23 protein-coding genes are annotated in these 25,441 nt (G+C 53.1%); 15 read left to right on the top strand and 8 right to left on the bottom strand.

Annotation, left to right across the window (positions count from 1 at the left end; all coding sequences use genetic code 11):
* The first annotated feature begins 253 nt into the window (after positions 1-253).
* Positions 254-2,122 carry a polysaccharide biosynthesis protein gene (locus PXG97_RS06275; protein ID WP_276496862.1) on the top strand — a complete coding sequence of 623 codons (1,869 nt, stop codon included), beginning with the start codon at positions 254-256 and terminating at the stop codon, positions 2,120-2,122.
* A 68-nt stretch (positions 2,123-2,190) separates the two neighbouring features.
* Here the strand turns inward: PXG97_RS06275 and PXG97_RS06270 are convergent, their stop codons facing one another.
* From PXG97_RS06270 to PXG97_RS06255, 4 genes are all read right to left on the bottom strand, one after another.
* On the bottom strand, positions 2,191-3,090 hold the full coding sequence (locus PXG97_RS06270) for a flavin reductase family protein (RefSeq protein ID WP_276496861.1): 900 nt from the start codon (positions 3,088-3,090) through the stop codon (positions 2,191-2,193).
* A gap of 118 nt (positions 3,091-3,208) precedes the next feature.
* Positions 3,209-4,480 (bottom strand): fumarylacetoacetase, encoded by a 1,272-nt coding sequence (fahA, locus tag PXG97_RS06265; RefSeq protein WP_276496860.1) that lies wholly within the window; start codon positions 4,478-4,480, stop codon positions 3,209-3,211.
* 374 nt (positions 4,481-4,854) lie between these two features.
* Positions 4,855-5,124: a NifU family protein gene (locus tag PXG97_RS06260; protein WP_266051998.1), complete on the bottom strand. Its 270-nt coding sequence runs from the start codon at positions 5,122-5,124 to the stop codon at positions 4,855-4,857.
* A gap of 6 nt (positions 5,125-5,130) precedes the next feature.
* Entirely contained in the window at positions 5,131-6,234 is a 1,104-nt protein-coding gene (locus PXG97_RS06255) for an Mrp/NBP35 family ATP-binding protein (RefSeq protein ID WP_276496859.1), read from the bottom strand.
* A 209-nt stretch (positions 6,235-6,443) separates the two neighbouring features.
* Between PXG97_RS06255 and PXG97_RS06250 the strand changes: the two genes are divergently transcribed.
* Together PXG97_RS06250 and PXG97_RS06245 are read left to right on the top strand one after the other, a co-directional pair.
* Complete coding sequence (locus PXG97_RS06250) at positions 6,444-6,977, top strand: O-acetyl-ADP-ribose deacetylase (protein ID WP_276496858.1); 534 nt, start codon at positions 6,444-6,446, stop codon at positions 6,975-6,977.
* Positions 6,978-7,150: 173 nt separating this feature from the next.
* The gene (locus PXG97_RS06245) at positions 7,151-7,546 is read left to right on the top strand and encodes a helix-turn-helix domain-containing protein (protein WP_276496857.1); all 396 of its coding nucleotides are present in this window, start codon (positions 7,151-7,153) and stop codon (positions 7,544-7,546) included.
* Positions 7,547-7,764: 218 nt separating this feature from the next.
* On the opposite strand, the gene PXG97_RS06240 is transcribed toward PXG97_RS06245, so the two are convergent.
* From PXG97_RS06240 to PXG97_RS06230, 3 genes are read right to left on the bottom strand one after another with little or no spacing between them, the layout of a single operon-like run.
* Positions 7,765-8,355: a hypothetical protein gene (locus PXG97_RS06240; protein WP_276496856.1), complete on the bottom strand. Its 591-nt coding sequence runs from the start codon at positions 8,353-8,355 to the stop codon at positions 7,765-7,767.
* Entirely contained in the window at positions 8,349-9,257 is a 909-nt protein-coding gene (locus PXG97_RS06235) for a relaxase/mobilization nuclease domain-containing protein (protein ID WP_276496855.1), read from the bottom strand. The genes PXG97_RS06240 and PXG97_RS06235 overlap by 7 nt, the downstream gene beginning before the upstream one ends.
* Entirely contained in the window at positions 9,250-9,633 is a 384-nt protein-coding gene (locus PXG97_RS06230) for a plasmid mobilization protein (RefSeq protein ID WP_276496854.1), read from the bottom strand. Before PXG97_RS06230 ends, PXG97_RS06235 begins: the two co-directional genes overlap by 8 nt.
* A gap of 355 nt (positions 9,634-9,988) precedes the next feature.
* Here PXG97_RS06230 and PXG97_RS06225 point away from each other — a divergent pair, with 355 nt between their 5' ends.
* The 12 genes from PXG97_RS06225 to PXG97_RS06170 all read left to right on the top strand — a co-directional run bounded on the left by PXG97_RS06225 (position 9,989) and on the right by PXG97_RS06170 (position 20,745).
* Positions 9,989-10,183 (top strand): hypothetical protein, encoded by a 195-nt coding sequence (locus PXG97_RS06225; protein WP_276496853.1) that lies wholly within the window; start codon positions 9,989-9,991, stop codon positions 10,181-10,183.
* A gap of 92 nt (positions 10,184-10,275) precedes the next feature.
* Positions 10,276-10,569 carry a DUF4134 domain-containing protein gene (locus tag PXG97_RS06220; protein WP_276496852.1) on the top strand — a complete coding sequence of 98 codons (294 nt, stop codon included), beginning with the start codon at positions 10,276-10,278 and terminating at the stop codon, positions 10,567-10,569.
* A gap of 2 nt (positions 10,570-10,571) precedes the next feature.
* Positions 10,572-10,901, top strand: a complete 330-nt coding sequence (locus PXG97_RS06215; RefSeq protein ID WP_276496851.1) for a DUF4133 domain-containing protein — start codon at positions 10,572-10,574, stop codon at positions 10,899-10,901.
* A gap of 15 nt (positions 10,902-10,916) precedes the next feature.
* Positions 10,917-13,361 carry a TraG family conjugative transposon ATPase gene (locus PXG97_RS06210; protein WP_276496850.1) on the top strand — a complete coding sequence of 815 codons (2,445 nt, stop codon included), beginning with the start codon at positions 10,917-10,919 and terminating at the stop codon, positions 13,359-13,361.
* Positions 13,336-14,007 (top strand): plasmid transfer protein, encoded by a 672-nt coding sequence (locus PXG97_RS06205; RefSeq protein WP_276496849.1) that lies wholly within the window; start codon positions 13,336-13,338, stop codon positions 14,005-14,007. Before PXG97_RS06210 ends, PXG97_RS06205 begins: the two co-directional genes overlap by 26 nt.
* Positions 14,008-14,022: 15 nt before the next feature.
* Positions 14,023-14,646, top strand: a complete 624-nt coding sequence (locus PXG97_RS06200; protein ID WP_276496848.1) for a hypothetical protein — start codon at positions 14,023-14,025, stop codon at positions 14,644-14,646.
* Between the two features lie 4 nt (positions 14,647-14,650).
* Positions 14,651-15,646 carry a TraJ family protein gene (locus tag PXG97_RS06195; RefSeq protein ID WP_276496847.1) on the top strand — a complete coding sequence of 332 codons (996 nt, stop codon included), beginning with the start codon at positions 14,651-14,653 and terminating at the stop codon, positions 15,644-15,646.
* A 17-nt stretch (positions 15,647-15,663) separates the two neighbouring features.
* On the top strand, positions 15,664-16,272 hold the full coding sequence (traK, locus tag PXG97_RS06190) for a conjugative transposon protein TraK (protein ID WP_276496846.1): 609 nt from the start codon (positions 15,664-15,666) through the stop codon (positions 16,270-16,272).
* Positions 16,250-16,636: a hypothetical protein gene (locus PXG97_RS06185; RefSeq protein ID WP_276496845.1), complete on the top strand. Its 387-nt coding sequence runs from the start codon at positions 16,250-16,252 to the stop codon at positions 16,634-16,636. The genes traK and PXG97_RS06185 overlap by 23 nt, the downstream gene beginning before the upstream one ends.
* Positions 16,623-17,804: a conjugative transposon protein TraM gene (traM, locus tag PXG97_RS06180; RefSeq protein ID WP_276496844.1), complete on the top strand. Its 1,182-nt coding sequence runs from the start codon at positions 16,623-16,625 to the stop codon at positions 17,802-17,804. The genes PXG97_RS06185 and traM overlap by 14 nt, the downstream gene beginning before the upstream one ends.
* Position 17,805: 1 nt before the next feature.
* A complete protein-coding gene (gene traN, locus PXG97_RS06175; protein ID WP_276496843.1) occupies positions 17,806-18,594 on the top strand; it encodes a conjugative transposon protein TraN in 789 nt (262 codons plus the stop codon).
* Positions 18,595-18,771: 177 nt separating this feature from the next.
* Entirely contained in the window at positions 18,772-20,745 is a 1,974-nt protein-coding gene (locus PXG97_RS06170) for a type IV secretory system conjugative DNA transfer family protein (RefSeq protein ID WP_276496842.1), read from the top strand.
* 314 nt (positions 20,746-21,059) lie between these two features.
* Here PXG97_RS06170 and PXG97_RS06165 read toward each other — a convergent pair whose 3' ends face one another.
* Positions 21,060-24,938 carry a phosphodiester glycosidase family protein gene (locus PXG97_RS06165; protein ID WP_276496841.1) on the bottom strand — a complete coding sequence of 1,293 codons (3,879 nt, stop codon included), beginning with the start codon at positions 24,936-24,938 and terminating at the stop codon, positions 21,060-21,062.
* Positions 24,939-25,441 lie beyond the last annotated feature (503 nt).

Here is a 25,441-nt window from a genome sequence, read left to right as displayed (position 1 = left end):
GCTTACGCAACCATGACACCTGCATAATTATTTAACATTGTCTATCTTTTCTTTGAAGATGATGTTATTTAAATTTATGTGTAAACTTATTTGGTATCGATTGAGTAGTTTTTACAAAAGAATACAGTTCCTGCGTTGAGTGCCACTATCTATGATTGTGGCACAGCATCGTACTGTAAGGGTCTTCTATATGAAAATTTTGCTTAATAAGTCACTTCCTAAATGGATAGTGCTTTTAATAGATCAGCTAATCATGAGCTGGTCTTTTGCCCTTTCATTCTTTATAATTAAACAGTTCCACTTTGAGGAGATCATGCGTGGGCACTTTCTGGTGTACATCGGTCTCTTTGGGCTGGTGTCGCTGATCACCTTCTACACCATGCGCATCCATACCGGCCTTATCCGGTACTCCAGCATATACGACATATACCGCATTTTTACAGCTGTGCTCATTGCCAGCCTTGCCTACGGGGCCTTGATCGGCCTTTGGGTGGCGCCGGTGCATGGCATTGATTCTATAAACATTTACCTGGTCTTGCTCATCAGCTTCTTTGTATCCTCCACCCTGCTCACATTGGTGAGGATGGGAGCAAAAGCGCTATTTATTTTTTTCAAGAATGGCTCGCCGGGCGAGCGCGAGCGCGTGCTGATCTATGGTGCCAACGGCTTTTCCATATTGCTGAAGCAGGCACTGGAAACCAGTGGCATGGGGCGCTTTGTGATCGTAGGCTTCCTGGATGAGAACTCTAACAAAGTAGACAAGCACATTCACCAGAAGAGGGTATACCACATTGAGGACATTGAGCGCCTGCAGCAAAAGCTGAAGGTGGATAAGGTGCTGGTTTTTGCCGAAGACCTGAAGTCGGACAGCCAGAAGCTGTTTGTAGAGCGTTGCGTAGAGCTAGGCATTAAGGTACTGACAGTGCCCCCAACCGAGCAATGGATGTCTGGCCAGCTGAGCCTGAACCAGATCAAGGACCTGAAGATTGAGGACCTGCTGCAGCGACCGCCCATCGTGATCGAGAACGACCGTATTAATAAGGACTTGCGTGGCAAACGCGTATTAGTAACGGGCGGGGCTGGCTCTATTGGTTCTGAGATTGTGCGGCAAGTGTTGAGCTATGGGCCAGAGCTGCTGATTGTGTGCGACCAGGCTGAGTCGCCGCTGCACGAGTTGCAACTGGAGATGGAGGAGCAGTTCCCCGACGCGAAGATGGCTATCTTTATTGGGGACATCACGAATTCAACCAGGATGTACTCCATGTTTAAGGAGTATACGCCGGATGTGGTCTATCATGCCGCTGCCTATAAGCACGTGCCGATGATGGAAAACAACCCATGCGAGGCAATCCTGACAAACGTACTGGGTACCCGAAACCTGGCTGACCTATCGCTAACGTTTGATGTGGAGAAGTTTGTGATGATCTCCACGGACAAGGCCGTGAACCCTACCAACATCATGGGTACCACCAAACGCATCGCGGAGATTTACATTCAGTCACTGAATAACCTGCACCACGGCAAGGTGAATGGAAACAAGCACCCTTATAAGCAGGTGACGCAGACAAGGTTTATCACCACGCGCTTTGGGAATGTATTGGGTTCTAACGGTTCGGTTATTCCGCGTTTCCGCCAGCAGATCGAAAAGGGAGGCCCTGTTACCGTGACGCACCCGGAGATTACCCGCTACTTCATGACCATTCCGGAGGCCGTGCAGCTGGTGCTGGAGGCTGGTACGATGGGTAATGGCGGCGAGATCTTTATCTTCGACATGGGCGAGCCTGTAAAAATCGTAGACCTGGCCAAGAAGATGATCAAGCTGGCCGGTCTGATTCCGGATGTGGACATACCGGTGACGTTTACCGGCTTAAGGCCAGGGGAGAAGCTGTATGAGGAACTGCTGAACGAGGAGGAGCAGACTATCCCGACGCACCACAACAAGATCAAGATCTCGAAAGTGCGCCATTACAGCTACGATGATGTTGTGGTAGACATCGATGAGCTGATGCAGTTGAACAAGACAAAGGATGAGCTGCAGGTGGTGCGTAAGATGAAGCAGATCGTGCCGGAGTACATCAGCAAGAACTCTCGCTTCGAGGAGCTAGACCTGCAAATGGGATAAGAAAACAAACGAGCCCGCTACAGAAATAGCGGGCTCGTTTGTTTTGCAACAGCAGATGTATAAAGATGTTATACTTTAGCCTTCAGTAGCAGAACCTTCCAGGCTTTTTCTACCTGGTTATCTTCCAGTAGCTTTTTGCCCAGCAGTTCCAGTTCCTGGTGCAGTGCCGTAGGATCATTTTTATACTTGCTTAACGTATAGTTCACCAACGGATCCTGCTTAAAGTCCTCTACCTCCGTTTCTGACGGGACAGCCTCAGAGTTTCCGAGGCGCGCCAGGTTGTTTCCGGTAAGTATACTGCTGTTTCGGATGTACTCAGGCAGTTGGTCCACGCCAATGCCTTTGTTTCGGATCGGTTTAGGCAGCTCGAAGATGCAGTCGCCGTTGGCACGCAGGTAATAGTCGCCCCCCATACGCGCCACGGCATCTAGTTTAAACGGGTCTATTTTGCCGTTATCGTCAAGTATGTTTTCATGTACGTGGATGAGCACCACCTCACAAATAACTAAGTTACCGGCACCACCTTCAGGGCCAAGGCTGATGACATCCTTCACTTTGCACTCAAAAGCTACGGGAGCCTCCTTTACGCGAGGCGGCTGCACCAGCACGGAAGCCTCGGGCGTCAGGCCGGACTTTACAAACTCATTTATGCCCCGATCATACTCGGTGCTGGCCAGCGACATCTGCTCCACAATAGCATAGTTGGCTATGTTGATGACCACTTCACGTGTCTCCAGCACATTCTCCAATGTATGCTTGCTGGTGTTGTCGCGCACCCGGCGGGCAGGGGAGAACACCAATATAGGCGGCTTGGCGCTGAATACGTTGAAGAAGCTGAACGGGCTCAGGTTCACGTTTCCTGCGCGGTCGGTGGTGCTGGCAAACGCAATGGGCCTTGGCGCTATGGCACCCAGCAGCAACGCGTGTACCTCCGCCGTTTTTACCTCCTGTGGGTTTATCGTCTTCATGCAAATAAGTAAGTTTGGGAGTCAAAGAGTTTAGAAGTTAGAGCGTGAACGCGTCAGCTGTCTCACAACAATCCGGTCTTTAACCGGTAACAAATAACTATTTACGAACAACCAGCAACTAAACAGCCGGTAGCACCTTTGTACGCACCTCTCCGAAACCGATGCGGATGCCGTTGCGCTCGCTAAAGCCGCGCATGATCACTGTGTCGCCATCGTTGATGAACTTGCGCTCGGAGCCATCGGAGAGCTTGAGCGGGTTAGTGCCGCGCCAGGTGAGTTCCAGCATGGAGCCATAGGAGTCTTTCTCGGAGCCGCTGATTGTTCCGGAAGCATACATATCGCCCACCTGTATGTTACAGCCATTACTGCTCTGGTGCGCCAGTTGCTGGTTCATGTTCCAGTACATGTACTTGAAGTTAGAGCGGCAGATGCTGTTCTCCTCGCCGCCCTCCGGCTGCAGCAGCACCTCCAACTTAATGTCGTAGTTGTGGTTGCCCGTGAACTCCAGGTAAGGCAGCGGCTTAGGGTCCTGCACCGGCCCTTTTACCCTGAACGGTTCCAGGGCATCCAGCGTAACCACCCAAGGCGAGATAGAGGAGGCAAAACTCTTGGCCAGGAACGGGCCCAGCGGCACGTATTCCCAGGTCTGCATGTCGCGGGCCGACCAGTCGTTAAAGAGCACTAGGCCGAAGATATAATCATCAGCCTCGTTAGGGGTTATACTTTCGCCCAGTTGCGTTTCCCTGCCCGTGATAAACGCTACCTCCAGCTCAAAGTCCAGCAGCCTGGAAGGGCCAAAAGTGGGCGCCTCGGCATCCGGGGCTTTGGTCTGGCCATTTGGGCGATGAATATCCACACCAGACACCACAATGGAAGAGGCACGGCCGTGGTACCCGATCGGGATGTGCTTCCAGTTGGGCAGCAGAGCGTTGTTGGGGTCGCGGAACATGGTGCCCACGTTAGTGGCGTGCTCAATGCTGGAGTAGAAGTCGGTATAGTTACCCACCTTTACCGGCAGCATCATGGTTGCCTCGCTTTGCTTCACCAGCACGGCCCGGATCAGGTTGCTGTTGCCGCTGATCTCGTCGTTGTCGTTGCGGAGCAGCTCGGAGACCCGGTTGCGCACAGCCCGCCAAACCGGTTTGCCTAAGGCTATAAAATCGTTCAGATAGGGGCGGTGGAAAACGTTCGGGTCTAGGTCGATGAGCTCGAAGAAGTCGCGGCGGCCCAGTTCGCAGAGGTCCAGGATGTACTCGCCTATGGCTACGCCTACACGCGGGTCGCGGTCCTGTGTGCGGAAAATGCCGAAGGGCAGGTTCTGAATGGGGAAATCGCTGTTAGCGTCAATCTCGATCCAGGAGTGCAGAGATGGGTCGTTCGCTCTTATCATCGTGTCGTTCGTTCTGGTTTAGCTGTAGTACAAATATAGTTTTTTCGGGCGCTGAATCAGAATGATTAAAACTGATTTCATGAATTTTATACTTCCGGTGCCGCCGTTGAAGAAGAGAGGTGTTCTGTCGAAAATACCTCCTGTCATTCTGATAAGGAACTTAGTGGGGAAGGTGAAGCTGTTGTGCCTGGATCACGATGTTCTTTACAAAAGCATACCTTAAAGGCACTGGCTTTGGCAGGCACTGATGTTTTCCTTGAAGCTGTTGCTGTACAGGCCTCCAAAGTATGGCGCCTCTACAAAGGGCAACAAAAAAGGTGTGGCTACTGCTGCAGCCACACCTCTCGGTAATTTGTATGTTTTACCTCTATACTTTAGAGTTCGGTAGGAGTCACGTTAACAGCTTCCACGGCTTTGATCTCTGGCACCGCACGCAGCACCGACTGCTCCACACCTGCCTTCAGCGTCATGGTAGACATGGGGCAGGAGCCGCAGGCGCCCAGCAGTTCGAGTTTCAGCACCATCTCGTCTGTTACCTCCAGCACCTTTACGTTCCCGCCATCAGCCTCTAAATAAGGCCTTATCTGGTCTAGGGCCGACTCGATGCGGAGCATGAAATCCTGATCTACGTTTGTGGCTGCCATGTATTTTTAGCTTTTGATTTCTACTGGTTTTGTTTTGGCCATGGTCGCGTTGCGCAGCGATACCTGCTGGGCTACAGACTGGGCCAACTCTTTGAAAACACCGCTCGCCGGAGAATCGTTCTGCAGCACGACCGGAGTTCCTTCGTCGCCACTCTCGCGAATGCTTTGCACAATAGGCACCTGACCCAGCAGGGCTACGTCAAACTTATCGGCAAGCGACTTACCGCCACCCTGGCCAAAGATATAGTACTTGTTCTCCGGAAGCTCGGCAGGTGTAAAGTACGCCATGTTCTCCACAATACCCAACACCGGCACGTTAATTTGCGGCTGGCGGAACATCTGCAGGCCACGAATGGCGTCTGCCAAAGCCACCTTCTGCGGCGTGGTGACAATCACGGCGCCTGTTACTGGCAGGGCCTGCACCATCGTCAGGTGGATGTCGGAAGTTCCTGGAGGCAGGTCCAGCAGCAGGTAGTCCAACTCACCCCACTCCACGTCAGAGATAAACTGGCGTAGCGCAGAGCTGGCCATCGGGCCTCTCCAAACCACCGCGCCATCGGCAGGCGTCAGGAAACCGATCGACATCATCTTTACACCATACTTCTCCACCGGCTGTATGTAGTTCTTTCCGTGATCTCCCTGCACCATGTACGGGCGTTCGTTCTCCACGCCAAACATGGTAGGAATAGAAGGTCCGGAGATGTCGGCATCAATCAAACCAACGCGGGCACCACTCTCGGCCAGGGCAATGGCCAGGTTCGTGGTCACGGTAGATTTACCCACCCCGCCTTTACCCGAGGCCACGGCAATGATGTTCTTCACCCCGTGCAGCACTTCGGAGGTGTCGCCACGGCCGGAGGTAACGCGCGAGGTCATGTTCACGGTTACTTCCGCCTCTTTATCCACCATTGCGTGAACAGCGTTAACGCAAGCGTTGCGGATCAGGTCTTTCAGCGGGCAGGCCGGCGTGGTCAGAATCACCGTGAAGCTCACGTTCTTGCCATCCACCTGCACATCCTCCACCATGTTCAGCGTCACCAGGTCCTTGCCCAGGTCCGGCTCCTCTACATAGCTGAGGGCTTTTAGTATATCTTCTTTTGTGATAGCCATAGTATAAGTTGCGATTGCCCTGCAAAGATACAAACAAATTATTCCCCCTGAAAAGGCAAATCCTCTACTGTGCAACAAGTATGCGCTGGGAATAGTTTTAGGGAAGGGGAATTGTAGATTCGTAAACCTACAGACGTGTTAAGGTAGTCAGACGGAGCCACTGATCCCGCAGCTTAGTTGATAATCAGTTGCTATGAAAAAGTTAAACGATGCGTAAGACAACAGTAGAAGTGCAGCAGGGGGATATCACCAAAGTACAGGTAGACGCAGTAGTAAATGCTGCCAACAACAGCCTGCTGGGCGGGGGAGGCGTGGACGGTGCCATACACCGCGCAGGCGGACCAGCCATCCTGGAGGAGTGCAAACAGATACGGGCGCGGCAAGGGGGTTGTCCTACCGGAGAAGCTGTGATCACGACTGCAGGCAACCTGCCGGCAACCTATGTGATCCATACAGTAGGACCGGTATGGAACGGCGGGGGCAAGGGGGAACCGGAGTTGCTGGCTAACTGCTACCGCAACAGCCTGAAGCTGGCCGAAGAGAACGGTGTAAAAAGTATCGCTTTCCCCAACATCAGCACGGGCGTATATGGCTATCCCAAGGACAAGGCCGCCAAGGTAGCCGTGGAGGCGGTAAAATCATACTTGCAGGAGCACGAGACAAGTATAAAGCAGGTGGTTTTTGTGTGTTTTGATGAAGAGAATTACCAACTCTACCAGCATTTTGTAGGATCTAATCTCTAGATGTAAAAAGGCAGGTTTTGGTTTGTGCAGAAGAGCATATATCTTTAGCCTGTATTTTTTTCGCAGGTGCAGGAGCTTCTGTGCTTCCTGCTATTGTATTTAACAACAAAACAACTGTTTATTACAAGAAAATATTTCTTGGCTAAATAGGATTATTTTTGTATATTAGTTCTATGGAAACAGCAGTCAGAAAAAGACCCATACACCTGGGCGACCACGTAAGAAGAATGAGAACCGCTTTGGGAGTGAAGCAGGCTTCTCTGGCCAATGACCTGGGAACTACCCAGCAGAACATTTCCAGAATTGAACAGGAAGAAGACATGGACAAAGCCACGCTGGAGAAAATAGCCAGGGCCCTAGGCGTCACCCCGGAAGCGATTGAGAACTTTTCGGAAGAGGGGGCTGTGTTTCACATAAACACAATGAATGATAACTCGGTCGGCATGTTGAACCAGTATAACTTCAACCCTATCGAAAAAATCGTGGAGCTGTACGACGCGCTCCTGAAAAGCGAGCGGGAGAAGAATGAACTGCTTGCCCAGTTGCTCAAGGAAAAGCAGGCAGGTTAGCCGCTTGCGTTTAAGCCTGCATTTAGGGTGAGCACACAGCTATATACCTTGCGTTTGAGGTAGTGGGGAGATAGTTCTGCAGGTAAGCTGAAGTGCATGTGCGGACAATAGGTGACTAGCTGTCACAGCCTTCAATCCGAAAGCCTATAGTAGCAAGTATACCCAACAGATAGCCGCTCTTCCCTTCCTTGGTAAACCAAACTACTCGAAGGATCCCCTTATGGGGTGTCCTGCCTGAGCTTTTCCACCTGCCGTGCGGCTTCCCTTGCTTCTTCCTCTTTGCGTTTTGCCAGCGCTTCTGCCTGTGTCAGCGACCCCTGCCTGGCCTCCTCTTGTTCAACAAACGTTCGCAGGTTGCCCGGGTGGGATCGGTACACACTGTCTGCCCAGTGTGTGGCCTCCGGGTAATAGAGCCCGAGCAGGCGGTACTGCACGTCACGGCCTTCTAGCCTGCTGTTTTCCCTGTACAGGCTAAAACACAGGCCCGTGGCCAGCGCGGTGATGAGCAGCAGCACCAGTCCCCCGATGATAAACCATCTGGCGCTGTCCTCCATGTGGTGGTGGTGCTCAACGGGCAGCGCCCTGGGTATGGCCGAAAGCGTATGCTGAACCGCCCCGAGCTGGGCAGTCAGGGCCTCGAAATCCTCAGGAGGAGGTGCTTTCCGCAGAAGGTCCCTGATCTCGGCCAGCGCCGCGCTGTGGTCTGGCTGCTGGCTGCTGGCCTGCGTCGCTTCCAGCTCCCTGAGTTGCCTGGCCTGTAAAGCGAGCAGGGCCTCCGCGTCCGTTAGCCTGTCTGATAACTCTACCATTTCCATAGGTTCCTGTTAAGCGCCTGCCGTGTCTCCTGTTTCTGTGCTTCCGCCTGTCGGGCATCTGCCCTTCTTTCGGGCTGGAGTCCATTGATTTGTCCTTTTTCCTTCTGGACTGCCTGTGCAAGTGCCTGCTGTTGGTCAGGGAAAGCCTGGCGCCCCACGCCTGCCCTCAGCCGCTGGAGCCGGGCCTGCAGGTTGTGCTCTAGCTGGCGGGAGATGCTGCTATAGCTCAGTCCGGGGTCAATGGCCGACCCCTTGAAACTATAGTTTCCCTTCTTAAAGCTCACGCCCAGCACCTTGCCCGTGCCGCTGTCCAGTTTAAAACGCAGGGTAATGCCCTGCCTTTGCAGCCTCGCCCGGAGCTCCTCCCAGCTTTTGGCCTCTCCCAGCAGGGGGCGAAGCGCGTCATAAAGGGCAAAGCGGGCGGATTCCGAAGGGTTCAGTCGTTGCCGGTTGACCGCATCCTTCCCCGCATGCAGATGATAGCCATAGCGGGCTATCATCTCGCTGATCACCCGCATGCTGCGCGGCAGCTGAAAGTCAGCCTCGATCACCCTGCCTGCATAGCTGACCTTGTTGTAGAGGATGTGCACATGCGGGTGCTGCGTGTCGCGGTGTTCGACGATCAGGTGCTGCGTGTTGCGAATGCCCATCCTTTCCAGGTATTCCCGGGCCCGGGTCACTAACACTTCCGGCGAAAGCTTTTCCCGGTCTTTCCGGCTCCAGCTCAGGGATATATGGCCTACCTTGTTCTCGAGCTCGGGGTTAAGCTTGCTTACCAGGCTAAAGTCCCGAATCATGTGCGCCACGCTGTCGGTCCTGAGCCCGTCTGCCGCCAGGATACGCGCCTCCGGCTTGCCGACCACATAGGTCACGGAGGCCGCAATGCTCTTACTCATGCTTACTTTCCCGATCATCGCAGTCCAGGTAGCTAAGGAGGTGATCCATTTCTTCTTCGGCCCCCTGGCAGGCGCGCTCCAGCGTAGTGAGGCCCTGCCGGGTAGCTTGCTGCCGGATCAGGTTCACGTAGTTGTGGAGACAGGTAAGGTGCCGCACAAAGACTGCTTCCCCGGGCGTGAGCCTGGCCACGACCGTCCGTTGCTTGACGGCCGCCCGCAGCCACTGCGACTCCGACATGCCCGCTGCCCTGGCCTTTGCCTTCAACAGCAGTTTCTCGGTCTCGGTTAAACACGTCTTGGCCAGCTTTCCGTGTACGCGGGAGACAGGTTTCCAGGGCTTTCCCTGCTTTTGGTTCTGGCGCGCTTCTTTTTTCATGAGCCTGTGTGGTTTGTGTGGATAATAGTGTTGGCAGGTCCATCAGAGCCTGGGAGGCCGTTCGTCCCCCTGCCGGGTAACCGGGCTGCCTGCCTGTCAGAAGAGCTGCTGTGGACCCTTTTTCGGCTCTAAACGGGACCGGCCCGGGAAAGGATGTCCCGCTAATTCCCGCTGCTGCTGTATTTGATTTGCCCATACACGGTACATCTAAAGACACCCCCATTTTCATCACAAGTAAACTGCTGTTCATCAAGTTGGCGTGCTCACAAAAAAAGTTTGCCAGTACATTCCACCAACGCATCGCAGGCCGGTAGGGCACGAGGCGATCGGCAGGAACCACTAACGCCAGGACACCATGAGCTGGAATACTTTTTTGCTAACAAGCACGGCCCTGTACGCGGCCTACTACACAGGCCTTGTCCTCTTTGAGTTGTACGGCAGGCGCAAGGGCAGCGAAGAGGCCCCCGACACTGTCACCAGCTATACCCTGCCAGTGTCTCCAGGGCCTGACCCGGGAGAGCATGACAGGCAGGAGGAGCACTCCTCCTGATCCTTTAAAAAAGGAATTCCTCTCCCTTTCCTGCAGGGAGGGAGCCACCAGGCAAGCCATACCCAATGTCAAACCATAAAATCCTTTAGCACATGAAAAAGTTAGCTATCCTTCTTGTCCTGGCGGTGCTCGCCGCCGCCCCGGTCTTCGGACAAGGGGCCACCGGCATAGATGCCGGCGCCTCTGAGCTGCAGACCTACATAGACCCGGTAGGCAACCTGATTCTGATCATCGGGGCCATCGTGGGCCTGATAGGAGGCGTCAGGGTCTACATCAAATGGAATTCTGGAGATCAGGATACCCAGAAGGCCGTGATGGGATGGATGGGGTCCTGCGTGTTTCTGATGGTGGTGGGCGTGGTGATTAAAGCCTTCTTTGGGGTGTAGCCATGGACACGGCAGCGAATGCTGGGTTTGAGGTGTACAAGGGGCTGCAGAAGCCCCTTGTCTTCAAGTCCTTGAAAGGCCGGTACATCTATTGGGGACTAAGCTGTGTTGCCTCCGGCTTCCTGGCAGCCGTGGTCCTGTCGGTGGCGGTCAACTTCTTTTGCGGGCTACTGGCCCTGCTGGTGATCACCGGCGGCTGCCTGTGCTTTACAGCCATGCAGCAGAAAAAGGGCCTGCACCAGAAGACCCGGTCCAGCGGAATATACATCATGCCCACCCAGTGGCGGCGTCCTTCGCCAGTGGTGGCGAGCAAAACAATTTCTCCTACCTAAACCATGAGGCTTACTATGAAGAAACAACGATTTGGCCTTCCTTACATCGGTATCGGCCACCATGCGTATGACATTTTATACCATGCATGCGGTGACTACTCGGTCATCATCCAGCTCCACAACCCAGTGTTGCAGTACTGTGCCGATGCAAAGGCATACGCGGACTTCCATAAGGCCTTTGCCAGCCTGGTAAAGGTACTGGGCCCGGGCTATACCCTTCAGAAAACAGACGTATTAACCCGAAAGCGCTACAAGCCCCGACAGGCTGATGATTTCCTGAGCCAGCGGTTCCAGGAGACATTTGCGGGCAGGGCGTACCAGGAGGGGAGCACCTACCTGACCGTCACAAGGGAAGTGCACCGCTCGCATTTCTTTACCTATGATGCCAGGGACTTTGCCGCCTTCGAGCGAAACATCACCAAAGCACTCGACATCCTGGAACACAAGTCCTTCCAGCCGCGGGCCTTAAGGGAGCGGGAGATATGGGGGTTTATTTCGCGCATGCTCGCCTTCAACTTCTCAGACCAGGCTTACGCGCTTACGAACTTCCAGGTATCCGGTGAGCGCCTGCGTATGGGCGAAAAAGTAATCAGGAGCCTGAGTCTAGTGGATATAGATGAAGTAAACCTTCCTTCCAGCCTCAGCCCGGTGTCAACGCTTCCCCACGGGGATAAGCTACCGGCGGACCTGCTGCATTTTTTATACCTGGTGCCAGAATGTGACTGCCTGGTGTATAACCAGGTGATCCAGATCCCTGAGCAGCGCCAGGAGCTGGCCAGGCTGCAGGCCAAAAGAAAGAAGCACCTCTCCATACCTGACCCGGCCAATGATCTGAGTGTGCAGGATATTGACCTGGTTCTGGCGGCCGTCGCCAAGGATAACCAGCTGCTTGTGTACGGGCATTACAGCGTGCTGCTGTCAGGAAAAGAAAAGAAGCTGGACCGTGCTGTCAACTTCCTGGAAAGTGCCTTGTTTTCCATTGGCATTATCCCTTCCCAAAACGCCTACAACCAGCTTGAGCTGTTCCGTTGCGCGCTGCCGGGAAATGTGTCAGAGTTGAAAGGGTATGACAAGTTTATGACGACCTCAGATGCGGCCTTATGCCTGCTTTTTAAAGAGCGCCTGCCCCAAAACGAGCCATCCGCTTTTCAGGTTTACTTCACGGACCGGCAGGGGATACCCATTACGATTGACACGAGTGATGCGCCCGTCTTCTCAGGCCGGATGAACAACCGTAACAAGTTCGTGCTTGGACCCTCGGGAGCGGGGAAGTCGTTTTTCATGAACCACCTGATCCGGCAGTATGCCCTGCAGCACACAGATGTTATCCTGGTGGATACCGGACATAGTTACTCCGGCCTGTGTGCCTACTACAGGGGCCGCTACATTACCTACTCCGAGGAGCAGCCGATCACCATGAACCCCTTCCGGATCTCTGCCGCCGAATTCAACGAGGAGAAGCGGGAGTTTCTCAAATCATTGGTGGGCCTGCTCTGGAAAGGTGCCGAGGGCACTGTCAGCCAAATTGAGGACAGCGTCCTCTCTTCCGTTATCACTTCCTATTACCAGCACTACTTTGAAAACGGCTTGGAGAGCAGCTACCTTTCCTTCCAGTCCTTTTATGACTTCTCCATCAGAAAGATCGACGAAATTACGCAAAAAGAGGCTATTGACTTTGACCTGACAAGCTACCGCTTTATCCTTAAGAAGTTCTGCAAAGGGGAGGCGTATGGGCAGATCCTGAACAACGAAATGGATACTACCCTGTTTGACGAGCCCTTTATTGTTTTCGAAATTGATGCCGTCAAGGAGCATAAGGTACTTTTCCCGATCACCACCCTGATCATTATGGATGTGTTCCTTCAGAAGATGCGCCACAAGAAGAACCGTAAGGCGCTCATCATCGAGGAGGCCTGGAAGGCCATTGCCTCTCCACTGATGGCCGGCTATATCCTCTACGTCTATAAAACGGTCCGCAAATTCTGGGGGGAGGCCGTGGTCGTGACACAGGAGCTGGATGATATCATCGGCAATGTTGTGGTTAAGAACTCTATCATCAACAACTCCGATACCATCTGCCTTTTGGACCAGACCAAGTTCCGCGACAATTTCGATGAGATCGCCGCGCTGCTCTCCCTCAATGAGGTGGAGCGCAAAAAGATATTTACCATCAACAGCCTCGACAACAAAGCCGGGCGGGGCCGCTTCAAGGAAGTCTACATCAAGCGCGGGGCCACCGGTGAGGTGTACGGCGTGGAGGTATCGCTGGAAGAGTACATGACCTTTACCACCGAGCGCCAGGAAAAAGAGGCCATGCACGTGTACCTGAGCAAGTATGGAAATTACATAGAGGCCTTGGAAAGGTTTGTCGCTGACTTTAGGGCCTCAGGGCTCAAGCTACATGAGTTTGTTCACCTGGTTTTGCAACGCAGTTATGAGAAAGTACCTCTACACGCTTAGCTTCATGAGCCTGGTAATAGGTCATGTACTAGCCCAGCAGGTTGTTTTTGACCCGGCGGTGGTCTCCACACTTGTTGTGAACCACACGGCCCAGCAGGCGGCCTTAAACGACATCAAGGAAAACGAAGGAAAGATCGCGGCCCTGCAGACGACCATCAGCCTAAAGATGACGCAGATCAAGGAGCTGGAGGAAAAGATGTACAACTCCCTTAAATCCGTGCAATCCATTATCGGGCAGAGTAAAAACATTATTTACGCCTCCCAAATTGCCGCAGACATAGGCCGCTACCAAAACCAAATGATGGAACTGGCGCGCGGTGATAACGAGCTGCTTTTGATCGCTGCCAAGACAGAACTGGAGCTGCTCAACCGGACATCTGACCTGTTTACCTATATCTACCAGGTGGCTGTCATCGGCACGGATGTGAACCTGATGAACAACGCCGACAGGCTCACCCTGATCCGCCATGTGGTGGACGAGCTGCGAGTGATGCGGGGCCTGGCCTATTCCATTACCCGCAAGATGCGTGTGGCCAAGTACGCGGGGCTTTTGAAGACCATGAACCCGATGGGACTTGCCTACCCTAACAACAGCCAGGCGATCATCCGCTCCCTGAAGGATGAGTACAAGGCAATCAAGAAGTAAATTATCTCTATTGCTATGAATTCTATATTTGTACCCACTTTATGCCTGGCCCTGCTTCCTATACTCTTCACAGATGCCCTGGGGCAGGGCGTGCAGCCAGTTAACAGTAAAAACACAAGGTACCAGCTGGAGCGGGAGGTTGTTACCCGTTGGGGAAAGTTCAACCCGAAATTGTACTTTATTCTTTTCCATAATAAGTACAGGAAAGGACCTGACAGGCGGAACATGCTGCAGCTTGCGCCTACCATGGCTTTGCTGAGCCAGAACAGGATGAAGGCCCAGGCGCAGGAGGAAGCTGTAAGCCAGGTATATGAGCAGGAGATGTTCAAGTTTGCCGACAGGTCCCTGAATAAAGGCTACCACCTGTTGTATAAAAAGAAGATCGATGAACTCAACACTGCCCTATTGGGAATGAATGCCGAGGCGGTGCAGGCCGGGGTGCAGACAGATTATATTTTGGCCATCCATGCCGAGCGGGATAGAATCAACGCCGACATCGGGATCATCCTGGACGCTTACCTGGACGATGCCAAAAAAGGGGAGCAGCTGCGGGTATACATCGGGGAGCTTACGGCCTTGAGGAATGATTTCAGGCGGCTCATCTCTCTCTTTAAAACGAGTCAGGACTTAACCGACTGATGCCATGCGTGAATTGATCGATAAAGCCGTATTTGACCTGTTCGACGGGCTCTTTCTCAATATACAGGATTTGGTGAGTGTTTTTCTGTATGATGCGCAGGCCCTTTGCGCCATCAGCATGTTGCTGTACTTCGGCCTAGAGGCTTACAAAATGATGGCCGGGGATGAAACGCTTCGCATCATGCCTTTGCTGCGCCCTTTCGCCCTGACACTGGTGATTGTTTTCTGGCCAGGGTTTATCGACGCTGTGAACCTGCCGCTGCAGCTAGTCAATGATCAGGCAAAAGGCATGTACGGCGCACAGGTAGACCAAGTGGAGGATTTGCACCGGGAACGCCTCGCGCTGGTGGACAGTGTGGCTCGAAAGCTCTCTGAGAGCAGCGCCGAGTTTGAGCGGATTGAGAGTGAGGCCAGTGACGCGAGCTGGTACGAAACCATGGGGATTGACCTGCAGCCCCTGTTTAACAAAATGAAAGGGTATTACCTGATGCTGATGGCCAAGCTACACTTTACGGCGATGATGGTGGTGGAGTGGATGGTGATCAGCATCTTTCAGGTATGCTCCTACATTATCTATTTCCTGCAGATCATCTTTGCAGGCATTCTGGTGATCCTGGGCCCCTTCTCCTTTGCCCTTAGCGTGCTGCCGGGCTTTCGAGACTCCTACCTGACCTGGATTGCCCGCTATATTTCTGTAGGGCTGTACTCGGGACTGGGCTATATCGTTATGTCCATTGCCTTTGTGCTGGTCAAGTATGGGTTGATGAAGGAAATAGATATCCTGAAGGCAGTATTGGGCAACGAAGAGATGTTCATTGCCTACGTTTCCTTCCCCTCGGGCGGCATTAGTTTCTACATCGTTTCCTTGATTGTGGGAGGATTGGCCTTGCTGACCATTCCTATTATTTCCACCTGGATCGTGCACACCACGGGTGTGGGTAATGCCATTGGTACAATGGCAGGAGGAGCTGCGAAGGCGGCCGGAGGAATTTTAAAATAAACTAAAAAGCGCTTGCTATGATAAACAACCTCGAAAAGAAAATGAAGCTGGCATTTGCCGTGAGTATCGGCAGCTTTATATCCTCCATCATTATAGTAGGTACAGTTTGCGCCTTTGCCTTTCGTTATGCCGAGGAGCAGCGGAAGAAGATCTATGTGATCGACCACTCGGTGCCGCTCTTGGTGGAGCAGACCGAGCTGGGGGTAAACCGGACAGTAGAGTACAAGTCGCACGTGAACATGTTTCACCTGCTATTCTTCACGTTACCTCCAGATGACGCCTACATCAAGAACAACATCTCCAAGGCCATGTACCTAGTGGATGAATCCGGGCTGGCGCAATACAACAACTTGAAGGAGAAGGGCTATTACAACCAGATACTGGCTAGTTCTGCGGTTTTGACGATCAAAACCGATAGCGTTAAAGTGGACGAAAACAGGCACTTTACCTACTACGCCACACAGCGCATTGAGCGGGAGACCTCTGTGATGAAAAGGCTTCTTGTCACAGAGGGGGATCTTGAGGAAGTGCCGCGCACAGCCAACAACCCCCATGGACTTTTGATAAAAAACTGGAAAACGGTCATGAACAAGGACTTGGAGTATGTCGAAAAGAAATCCTTTTAGCGGTAACATAAAGCAATGGCTTTCATCCCTCAAGGAAAGTGCCAGGGACTACTGTGCCTCGAATCCTAAAGCAGTGGTGCTGGCCATGCTGGTTTTACTGTCTGTGGCTGTCATAGGGCTAATAGTCGTCCGGCACCTGCACCAAGGAACCTATGCGGTGTCGGCTGGCAAGCTGTACAGGCAGCTTGATACTTCTGGCGACAAGATGACTATAGGCAGGTCGACTACCGCAGATATGCTGGAGCTGATAAAGCTCTATAACACAGCCAGGCAGCTGAATCCTGACAGCCTGCGTGCCCAAGACGGTGTTTTTCTCAAAGCTATTGATCAGCGTTTAAACCGAATCATCCATGAAGAGAATTAACTTTCGGCATCCTAGGTATGCCATCCCGCTCATCATACTCCCTTTCCTTGTCCTGCTTAATTACCTGTGGCTGGACATGACACCGGCGGCCACCGCCGCACAAACGAAAGTGGAACTTACCGAGACAACAGCCCTTAATACCTCCCTTCCGGATGCGAGCCTCGGAAAGCGGGAAATAAAGGATAAGTTCTCGGCTTTTCGGGACGAGTTTAAGTATAGGACCGACTACTCGGCCATGCAGGAAATCGGGGAGGACAGGGTAGACCCCAGGGACATTGCCTATGGCAGCGTGTACACGGAGGAGGAGCGGCGGATGCTCGACAGTCTCCATAACCGTATCCTATCGGATCAGCAGCCGGAGGAGTTTATGGAGCGGGTAAGCCAGCGGCAGCGCCTCAGCTCAGAGCGCTATGCATCTGCTACTGCCGCTGTGCCTGGACGGTCAACCCGACCTACGCGAAAAGTTGAATCGGCATATGAAGCGGAGATGCGGCTGTTCCGGGAGCAGATGATGTTTATGGACAGCCTGAGCCGGGTAGGAGAGGAACCTGTGCCTTCTCGTAGGGGGCCACAGCCGCCAATGGCCAAAGTACCGGCTTCCGAAAAGCAAGAGCCGGCACCGTTACCCGTGACCAAAAGCAGGAATACGAATAGAGCCTTTTTCAATACCATTACAGCCGACAGTGAGGAGCCCTTTGTCAAAGCTATTCTGGACGAAGGGTTGAAGGTGATGCAAGGTGGCAGGATCAGGATTCGCTTGCTGGATGACATCTATGTCCGGGACTATGAAATCAAGAAAGGCAGTTACCTGTATGGTACGGTTTCCGGTTTTAGTGCCCAACGAATTGAGATAGCCATCCGCTCTATACTCTACGGGGATCAAATTATCCCGGTAGACCTAAGTATCTACGACAACGATGGCCTGGCGGGGCTGTATGTCCCGGATTCGCAGTTCCGGGACTTTACAAAAGAGCTTGCCGGGAATGTGAGCAGTGGTCATTCATTTACTTTTGAGGATTCACCTGACAATGCCAGCCAAGTGCTTTATTCTATTCTGGAAAGGGTTTCTCAAACCACCACCCGCGCCGCAGGCAAAGCCCTCCGGAAGAACAAAGCTAAGTTGAAGTACAACACCCTAGTTTATTTGATAGATAACAAAGCCCTGTAATATGAAAAAGCTACTGCTTCTATATGTGTTGTTTGCCCTGCTGTTTTCAGCCTCGGCACAGGATTCCCTTCAGGTAGTGCACGTGCATGAAAGCATCTCCACGCATATTGTGAGCCCTGAGCCGATACAATACGTGGATATCTCCACAGATGATGTAGCCGGGGACATACCTGTCGCCAACATCCTTCGGGTCAAACCCAAGCACGGTGGCGCAAATCCGGGTGTTATCACCATCGTCGGAGAGCGCTTCCTTGTACAGTATAAGCTAGCCTATAGCCGAGCGGATCGGGCAGACACGGAGGTGCGTATAGACCCTACCCAATTAGATGATTACCTGAACCCAGCTGTGGCCATGAGCCGGGAGGACATGGCACGGTTTGCGCTGCTGGCCCTCCAGCGAAAACCCCGGTTCAACAGTGTGACTACGAAAGGGCAGGGGATGCGGGCAAGGCTGAACAACATCTATACGGTGGGGGACTATTTCTTTATTGATCTCTCCCTTAGAAACGACACCAACATTCCCTATACGGTCGATCAAATACGGTTTAAGCTAGAGGATAAAAAGGTTGTGAAGGCCACTAACTTTCAGCAGGTGGAGCTACAGCCCAGTTTTCAGCTTTATGACACGGGGCACTTCAAGCGCCAGTACCGGAACGTGTTTGTGTTCAGGAAGTTTACTTTCCCAGAGGAAAAGGTGTTCCATATTGAGGTGGCCGAGGAGCAGATTTCAGGGCGCACCATCTCCCTTAAAATCGACTATTCAGACGTGCTGCAAGCAGACATGCTTTAACCTGCATATGCCTCCTTGTCGTGCGCCAGCGTGGGAGACACGGTGAGCTCCCGGGCAGGCTCGCTGTTTCAGGGCCTGGTAGTATTCGTATTTCTTGTTTCTGCGCCTTGCCATGTGGCAAGATTTGACCTTAGCTCATTTTCCAGCCTCCTGACCAAACCGCTGTCGACTAAGAAGATGGAAGAATCCACCCAGCTTAAAACGCTTTACTCTTTTCTGCAAGGGCTTGTCTACTTTACGATACTGGTGGAGGGGGCTGTTTTCCTTTTTAACGATACCTCCTGTCTTCACCCCTTGCAGCCGATTTTTCAGCGGCTGCAGCGCATAATTATTTATGAGCACATCTACTTTTCAAAGGCTTTTACTTTCGGACTGATTCTGCTGGTAAGCATGGGGACCAGGGCCCGCAAGGATCCGGAGCTTGATCTGCTCCGTGGTATTTTTCTTCCTTTGCTGCTTGGTTGCGTTCTTTTCTTTGGGGCAGGTTTCTTTTATACCCCTAAAAGCAACCTAATGCTCCTGGCAGGCGTCTCGCTGCCGGATGCCCTCTACATGCTGCTATCGCTTTCAGGAGCCGTTCTGGTCCATATGGCCCTGGATAATATATCAAAGCACTTGCAGCACCGGCTCCTCCAGGACCAGTTCAATGTAGAGAACGAGTCTTTTGCGCAGCCATTAAAACCTGATTGCACACCCTATTCGGTTAATATCCCAATGCATTTTTATTACAAGAAGCGGCGGCAGCGTGGTTGGCTCAACCTGGTAAATCCTTTCCGGGGCACACTGCTCATAGGGACGCCCGGCTCGGGAAAGTCCATTTCGGTAGTGCTACCCTTTATTCGGCAGCTGTTGAGAAAAGGCTTTTCGATGATGGTTTATGATTTTAAGTTCCCTGACTTGGCCAAAGCCACCTATTACCACTACCTGGCCAACAGGAGAAGGGGGATAATACCAAAACATAAATTTGAGGTGATCAATTTTAGCAGTTTGGAGCACAGCAAAAGGTGCAACCCTTTAAAGCCGGAGTACCTGCCCACCCTGGCTGATGCCATCGAGACAGCCGAGGCACTGCTGGAGGCCCTGCGGAAAGGAGACAGAGCATCTGGCGCTGCACAGTTCTTCAACCAGTCTGCCGTTAATTTTTTAGCCAGCTGCATCTACTTCCTGAGCCGCCACGTAGGGGGACGGTATTCTTCGTTTCCGCATGTTCTTTCTTTTATAAGTCTGAGCTATGACCAGATCTTCGACGCACTCTTCTCTGAGCCCGAGCTCGAGAGCATGCTTTCTCCCTTTGCCACCGCCTATAGGCATAAGGCTTTTGAACAACTGGAAGGGCAGATCGGGACACTGAAGATCAACATAGGCCGGCTGGCTACAAAGGAAACTTTTTGGATCCTGTCAGGGGACGATTTTGACCTCAAGATCTCCAACCCGGATAACCCTGCCGTGCTGGTAATAGCTAATGAGCCGTCCACGCAAAGTACTAATTCGGCCTGCAACGCCCTTGTGATCAACCGGATCACACGCCTGATCAACACCAGGGGAAACCTGCCCTGCGCTCTGGTGGTGGATGAGTCCCCCACACTTTACATACACCGGGTGGAAAACCTGATTGCGACTGGCCGCAGCAACCGGATAGCCGTCCTTTTAGGCTTACAGGAGCTTCCGCAGTTACGGCAGCAGTATGGCCGGGAAACAGCTGATACTATTTGCTCGGTAGCGGCCAATGTGCTTTCCGGCGCTGCCCGCCACAAAGAAACGCTGGATTGGCTGGAGAAGCTCTTTGGAAGGGTGAGGCAGCTGAAGGAGGGACTCAGCATAGACCGCAGCCGTACCACCGTTAGTATGAGCGAGGAGATGGGGCCACTGATTCCGGCATCTAAAATAGCCAGCCTGCAGGCTGGTGAACTGGTAGGACAGGTGGCTGTGGAAAGCAAAAAGTACAGGGGCAAGTGTGTAGGTGGCACCTACCACTGCAAGATAGCAATAGACCCTAAACAGTTGCGAAGAGAAGAAAGCTACTATCCTGACTTACCCAGGTTTTATGATTTTGGCAGTCCTCAACAGAGGGACCAGCTTTTATTGGCGAACTATGATAGGATACGGAATGAAGTGTACGCGCTCTTTGCAGCGTCAAAGGCTGGTGCATAATCAGGCGGTGTTATCACTCCTGCTCATTTGGCTTTAGACAGTTTTCTTCGGATGTGACTTGTTTTACGTTTCCAGCCCAAACCAGAAAGCTTTATAATGCCATAAGGACTTCACTTTTATTCACTCACTTTTTAGGTGCTTCCCCTTCCGTACTGAAATTATTCTGAGGGCTCCATAAGAACAAAGACGTTGATTAGTCCTGTGCCAGCTGGACAGCTGGCACAGAAGCTTTCTAACATTTATGCTCGCTTTTGTAAGGGAGTAGGCTTTGTTGAAGACTGTCGGCCTTCAGTCAACAGACCGGGCCAAAAGGCCTACTTGCCGGTCGTCCGGATCTGGGCCCCCTCTTCCAGCACATACTTGTAAAAGCCGCCGCCTTTGTCCCAGCTGCAGAAGATGAGGGTGTCTCCGTTGGCGGAAACACCTAGGCCGCGTGCTTCAGCCCCGTCCAGTTCCGGCAGCTCCAGCGTCCACATCTTCTTGCTTTGCTCGTCACGGAAGTGGAAGGTGGCGGGTACCACGCCGCTGGCACGCACGACCGTCCAGAGGGTATTGTTTGGGCCTACCTCTATGGCGTTGCAGCCGGCGGCTGTGCTCGTGATGTTCTCCTGCAGCTTATACTTTATCCCATCCTGGCTGGTGTATACTTGTATGTAAGGGCTTCCAGAATTTGGGAAGTATAAGGTTTTTCCGTCGGGCGTCATGGCGAACTCGCGGGCAAGTATGCGGTCTGGCAGCAGAATAGTGCGCACCAGCTCAAACGTATGCAGTTGGTTTTCACTCTGCTTCAGCACGTAATTTGGATCCTCGCCAAACAGCGACATCGCGTATACTTCTCCTTTGTCGTTTGCCCGGGGCGAGGTGATGGCCCTTCCGCCTGCAGGCACCTCCCAGGCTGCTATACCTTCCCCGGTGACGGCATCGATTTTAAGCAAGTGCCTGTTGCGCGCGATCAGGATGTTGCCGTCGGCATCGGTTCCAATCCCTCCTATGGTTTTTAGATGATACTCCTGCCCGTTTACCGTCACTTTTTCCAGCGGCGAGAAGGACGCATCAGAGCCGTCAGGGTTTTTGATGTGCAGCGTTCCGTTGTAGCTGGCCAGCCACAGTTTGCCCTGCCTGTCCCACTTGGCTCCGTAGCCGGCACCATCCGCTAGTTTGCCAGCAAATCTGTACTTCGGGGCTGGCACCTCCACAAAATCCTCCAGCGGCTCGTTGCTCTTCATCATCCTAAAAAGCTGTGCCGGTCCGTACGTAACATGCTTACCATCGGAGGCGATGATACGGTGGTAGAAAGTCAACGCCTCGCCCTCGGCAGCGTTTTGCAGCAACGCGTACCAATCCTGCTCACGCGGTTTTATACCTGACACGCGGCCAGTGCTCTTGTGCCACAACAGGTTCTGGAAAGAGGAGTCGGTGGCCAGCTGATAAGTATAGGAAACAAAATCTCCGTCTGGATCAACAGCTTTGGGCCAGCTCACGCCGAAAAGAGCCTCCGTAGAGCGTACAGCGTACACGTTGCGGGTGTTGTGGGAGTTCACGGCCACTGCCCCCGGAGCCTGATTGGCAGCTGGGTACAGTTGAGCCCGTACCTCTTGGTCCGGGTTCTTGTCGGTTGTAATACGGATGTAGAAGGCCCCCACCGATAGCAGCTCGTTAAAGCCGGCAGGCGCGTCCATACTTCCGCTAAAGCTGCCCTTGTGTCCGTTCCTGGATTTCACCTTCAGCGGCAGCACCTGCTCGCCCTGCTCGGTGTGGCGGCCACGGTAAAGGGCAATGTCGGTAGCTTTGCCTTGCAGTTCACTGAACGCACCACTCACGTATACTTTGCCGTTGCGCACCTGTACCTCCGCTGAGCCTGTGGCTGCTGTTGGGCGGGCGCTAAGCTGATGAAGCCCGGAGAAAGTGCCGGAGGCCTTGCTTGTTAAACTTACATCGCGGCGGATAAGGTAGCCGTTTACCCCTTCGATAAACTGCGGCAGCACTTTTTCATCAAATACCACCATGTCTTGCGAGGCTTCTTTGCCGATGTCGTAGGTCGTGTAGATAACCGTATCCTGGTCGTAGAAGATATCCACCAGAGTGACGGTGTTTACCGGGGCCTTTTCCAAGGTAAGCCAGGAGCGGGGGCCGGAGCCGGCAGCACCGGCATTGAGCAGCTCCAGCTGGCCGCGCTTGCCCGGGTAGTAAGCATGCTGGTGGCCGCTGATGTAAGTATGTACCTTATACTTTTCAAGTAGCTGTTGCAGCTTCTCCGGGTTGTGGAGCAGGTTACCTTTGGAGTCGCGCTCCTGCGCCACGGCGTAGAGCGGCATGTGCCCCAGCACAAACCTGTACTTTGCCTGCTGTGCCTCCGGCCTGGCAAACTGCGCCTCCATCCATTGCAGGTTTTCTTCGGTTATCTCCGGCGAGGAAGCCTCCCAGGACACGAAAAAGGCATCTCCTTGCACAAAAGAGTAATAGTAGGGGAAGTTGCTTTTGTCGATGAACCTGAGGTTTGGCAGGTTCCCTGGTTTGGTCCAGTACGAGCCGGCCGCATTGCGCTCCATGGCAAAAGAGCGGGAGCCATCGTGGTTGCCGAGCGTGAAGGCAAACGGGATCTTGGCTTTGCGGAGCGGCGCAGCGATGTGATTATCAAACCCGCGCCACATTTTCTCCAGCGTTTCCGCTTCCGACACACCCTGGCCGGCCACCATGTCGCCGCCGCATACCACCAAATCAGGTTGCCAGATACGCGGTATGCGCTGCATGATGCTGTCCACCTGCCATTCGTAGGTGGCATCACCCAGGCCGGAGTTCAGGTCGCTGATCACGGCCAGGCGCAGGTCGCCGCGGCGCGCAGGTAGCTCGGGGTATGTCTCAATTGCCACCAGGCGGACGGCGTCGGCCACTACTTTCTTGCCTTCTCCCTGCCCCAGGAGCTCCAGGTAATCAGCGGGGCCAAGTATAAAGTTGCCCAGTACATTCCAGCGGCCGCTGGTAGCGTAGGTTTTCTGGTTTACGTACAGCGTATCGGTTTTGCCGCTGTGGTGCAGCACGTAAGGTACATTTCGAGCATTACTGGCGGTGTCTACCGTCCACCAGGCAGCCAGCTGATACTTGCCTTTGGCGATACTGTTAAAGCCGTACCTGGCTTTGTTGTAGTCACTACCGGCAGCGGCCTGCCGTGAGAGGGTGGCGCCATAGAAGCTGGCGTGGTTAGTGTTGCGCCACAGGCCATACTCCGTGTAGTGCTTGCTGTCGGTGTCGATGTAGGTGATGTCGCGCTTCGGCCTTTCCACCTGCTCGGCCAGCACCAGTGCATTGGCGTTTTTGCGGAGGCTGTTGCGGTTGCCGTTCGGCACGTCCGTTGGGATGTTCACCACCTCTCCGGCCGCTACCATAGCCGAGGAACCACCGCCGTCCAGGTTCACCGCATCCACGCAGCCAAGCCCCTGCATTATCCCTGCCAGTTCCTTAATCGTCACCCCGGCGCTGGCGCCCTGCCTGCCATCCACTACTACCATCACTAACGTGTGCTCATCGCGGTAGCCAATGGCCGTGCGCGGGTTTCGGGCCAAATGCCCTGCGCCAAAACCTTCTACCGTTCCTACATCCACCAGCTTGCCCTTTTTCACGAGTATCGGACCACCGCCCACGGCCTGGCTGGGTAACCACAGCTCCCCGCCCTGCGCCTTGGGGGCTGGCCTGCCCGGTTGGTTGGGTTGGCTATACTTGTAGACCAGGCTCTCCGAAGGGTTAAACGTCCAGGTGATCTCCGGTTTGCCGTTAACCATGCCAAAAGCCCCTCGGGTGACGAAGTTACTGCCAGACTGCTTAAGCCCGGGCTCCACGACCTCGCCATCAGAAATATAAAGGCTCACCGACCTTGTAGGGCCAAAATAACCACCGTTGATGGCCAATACGGCATCATGGTCCTGGTAGTGCTCCAGCGTGGTTTGGCGTTTGGCCGGGTCTCCGGCCGCTCGCAGTTTAAGGTTCTCATCCCTTAAATCCACAGTCGCATACATGGCCCGCAGTGGTGCGCCGTCGGCTAAGGGAGTGTTGGTTTCATACACCTTGATAGAAGAGGGGAGAAGTATGTTCAGGTCCTCGCGCGGCTCCCAGGTAAGTTTCTGCGCCTGTGTTGCCTGCGCTAGGAGTAAAAATACTAATTTGGGGAGATGCCGGAGTAGGGTAAAACGTTTCTGCATAGGGTGCTGGGGCTGTGAATGCTAAGACTCAAAAATAAGACTTTCTCTATACTTTGAATGCTAAACATTGATTTTGTGCTTTTCTGCGGGGCAGGAGTACGCTTCTCGAGCCTATGCTCCTAGACTTGGAAAGAATTAATCCTCCCCTTTGCGATGCAGAAGGTAACAGAAAGACTTTCCTTATCACCAGTTTGCCTTCTACCTTTATTTTTTTTCAGAATACATATTTTCATTTGGCAGCTTAAACGGAATAGTAGTTTAGGTAGCTTTTCTCATCCGGCCTTCGCTTTCGACCTAAATCAATGCTTAGTGAGCCGGAGCCGTCCAGAGCAATGATATCATAGTGGTGGCTATCGCTACCAGTAGGTAGCAATCTGTACACCTTGTCTATTCTCAGATAAAACGGAATGGTGGAAAGAGGTATTAACAGGTTTTCACGAATCGATAAATATTGTAAGTGTAAAAATTAACATGTTGGTTGATCTTAACAGGGGAGGCAGACA

The organism is Pontibacter litorisediminis (assembly GCF_029360645.1).
Lineage (GTDB): Bacteria > Bacteroidota > Bacteroidia > Cytophagales > Hymenobacteraceae > Pontibacter > Pontibacter litorisediminis.
Note: the sequence above shows the minus strand (reverse complement) of the source record. Positions and strands in the feature narration are given on the sequence as shown.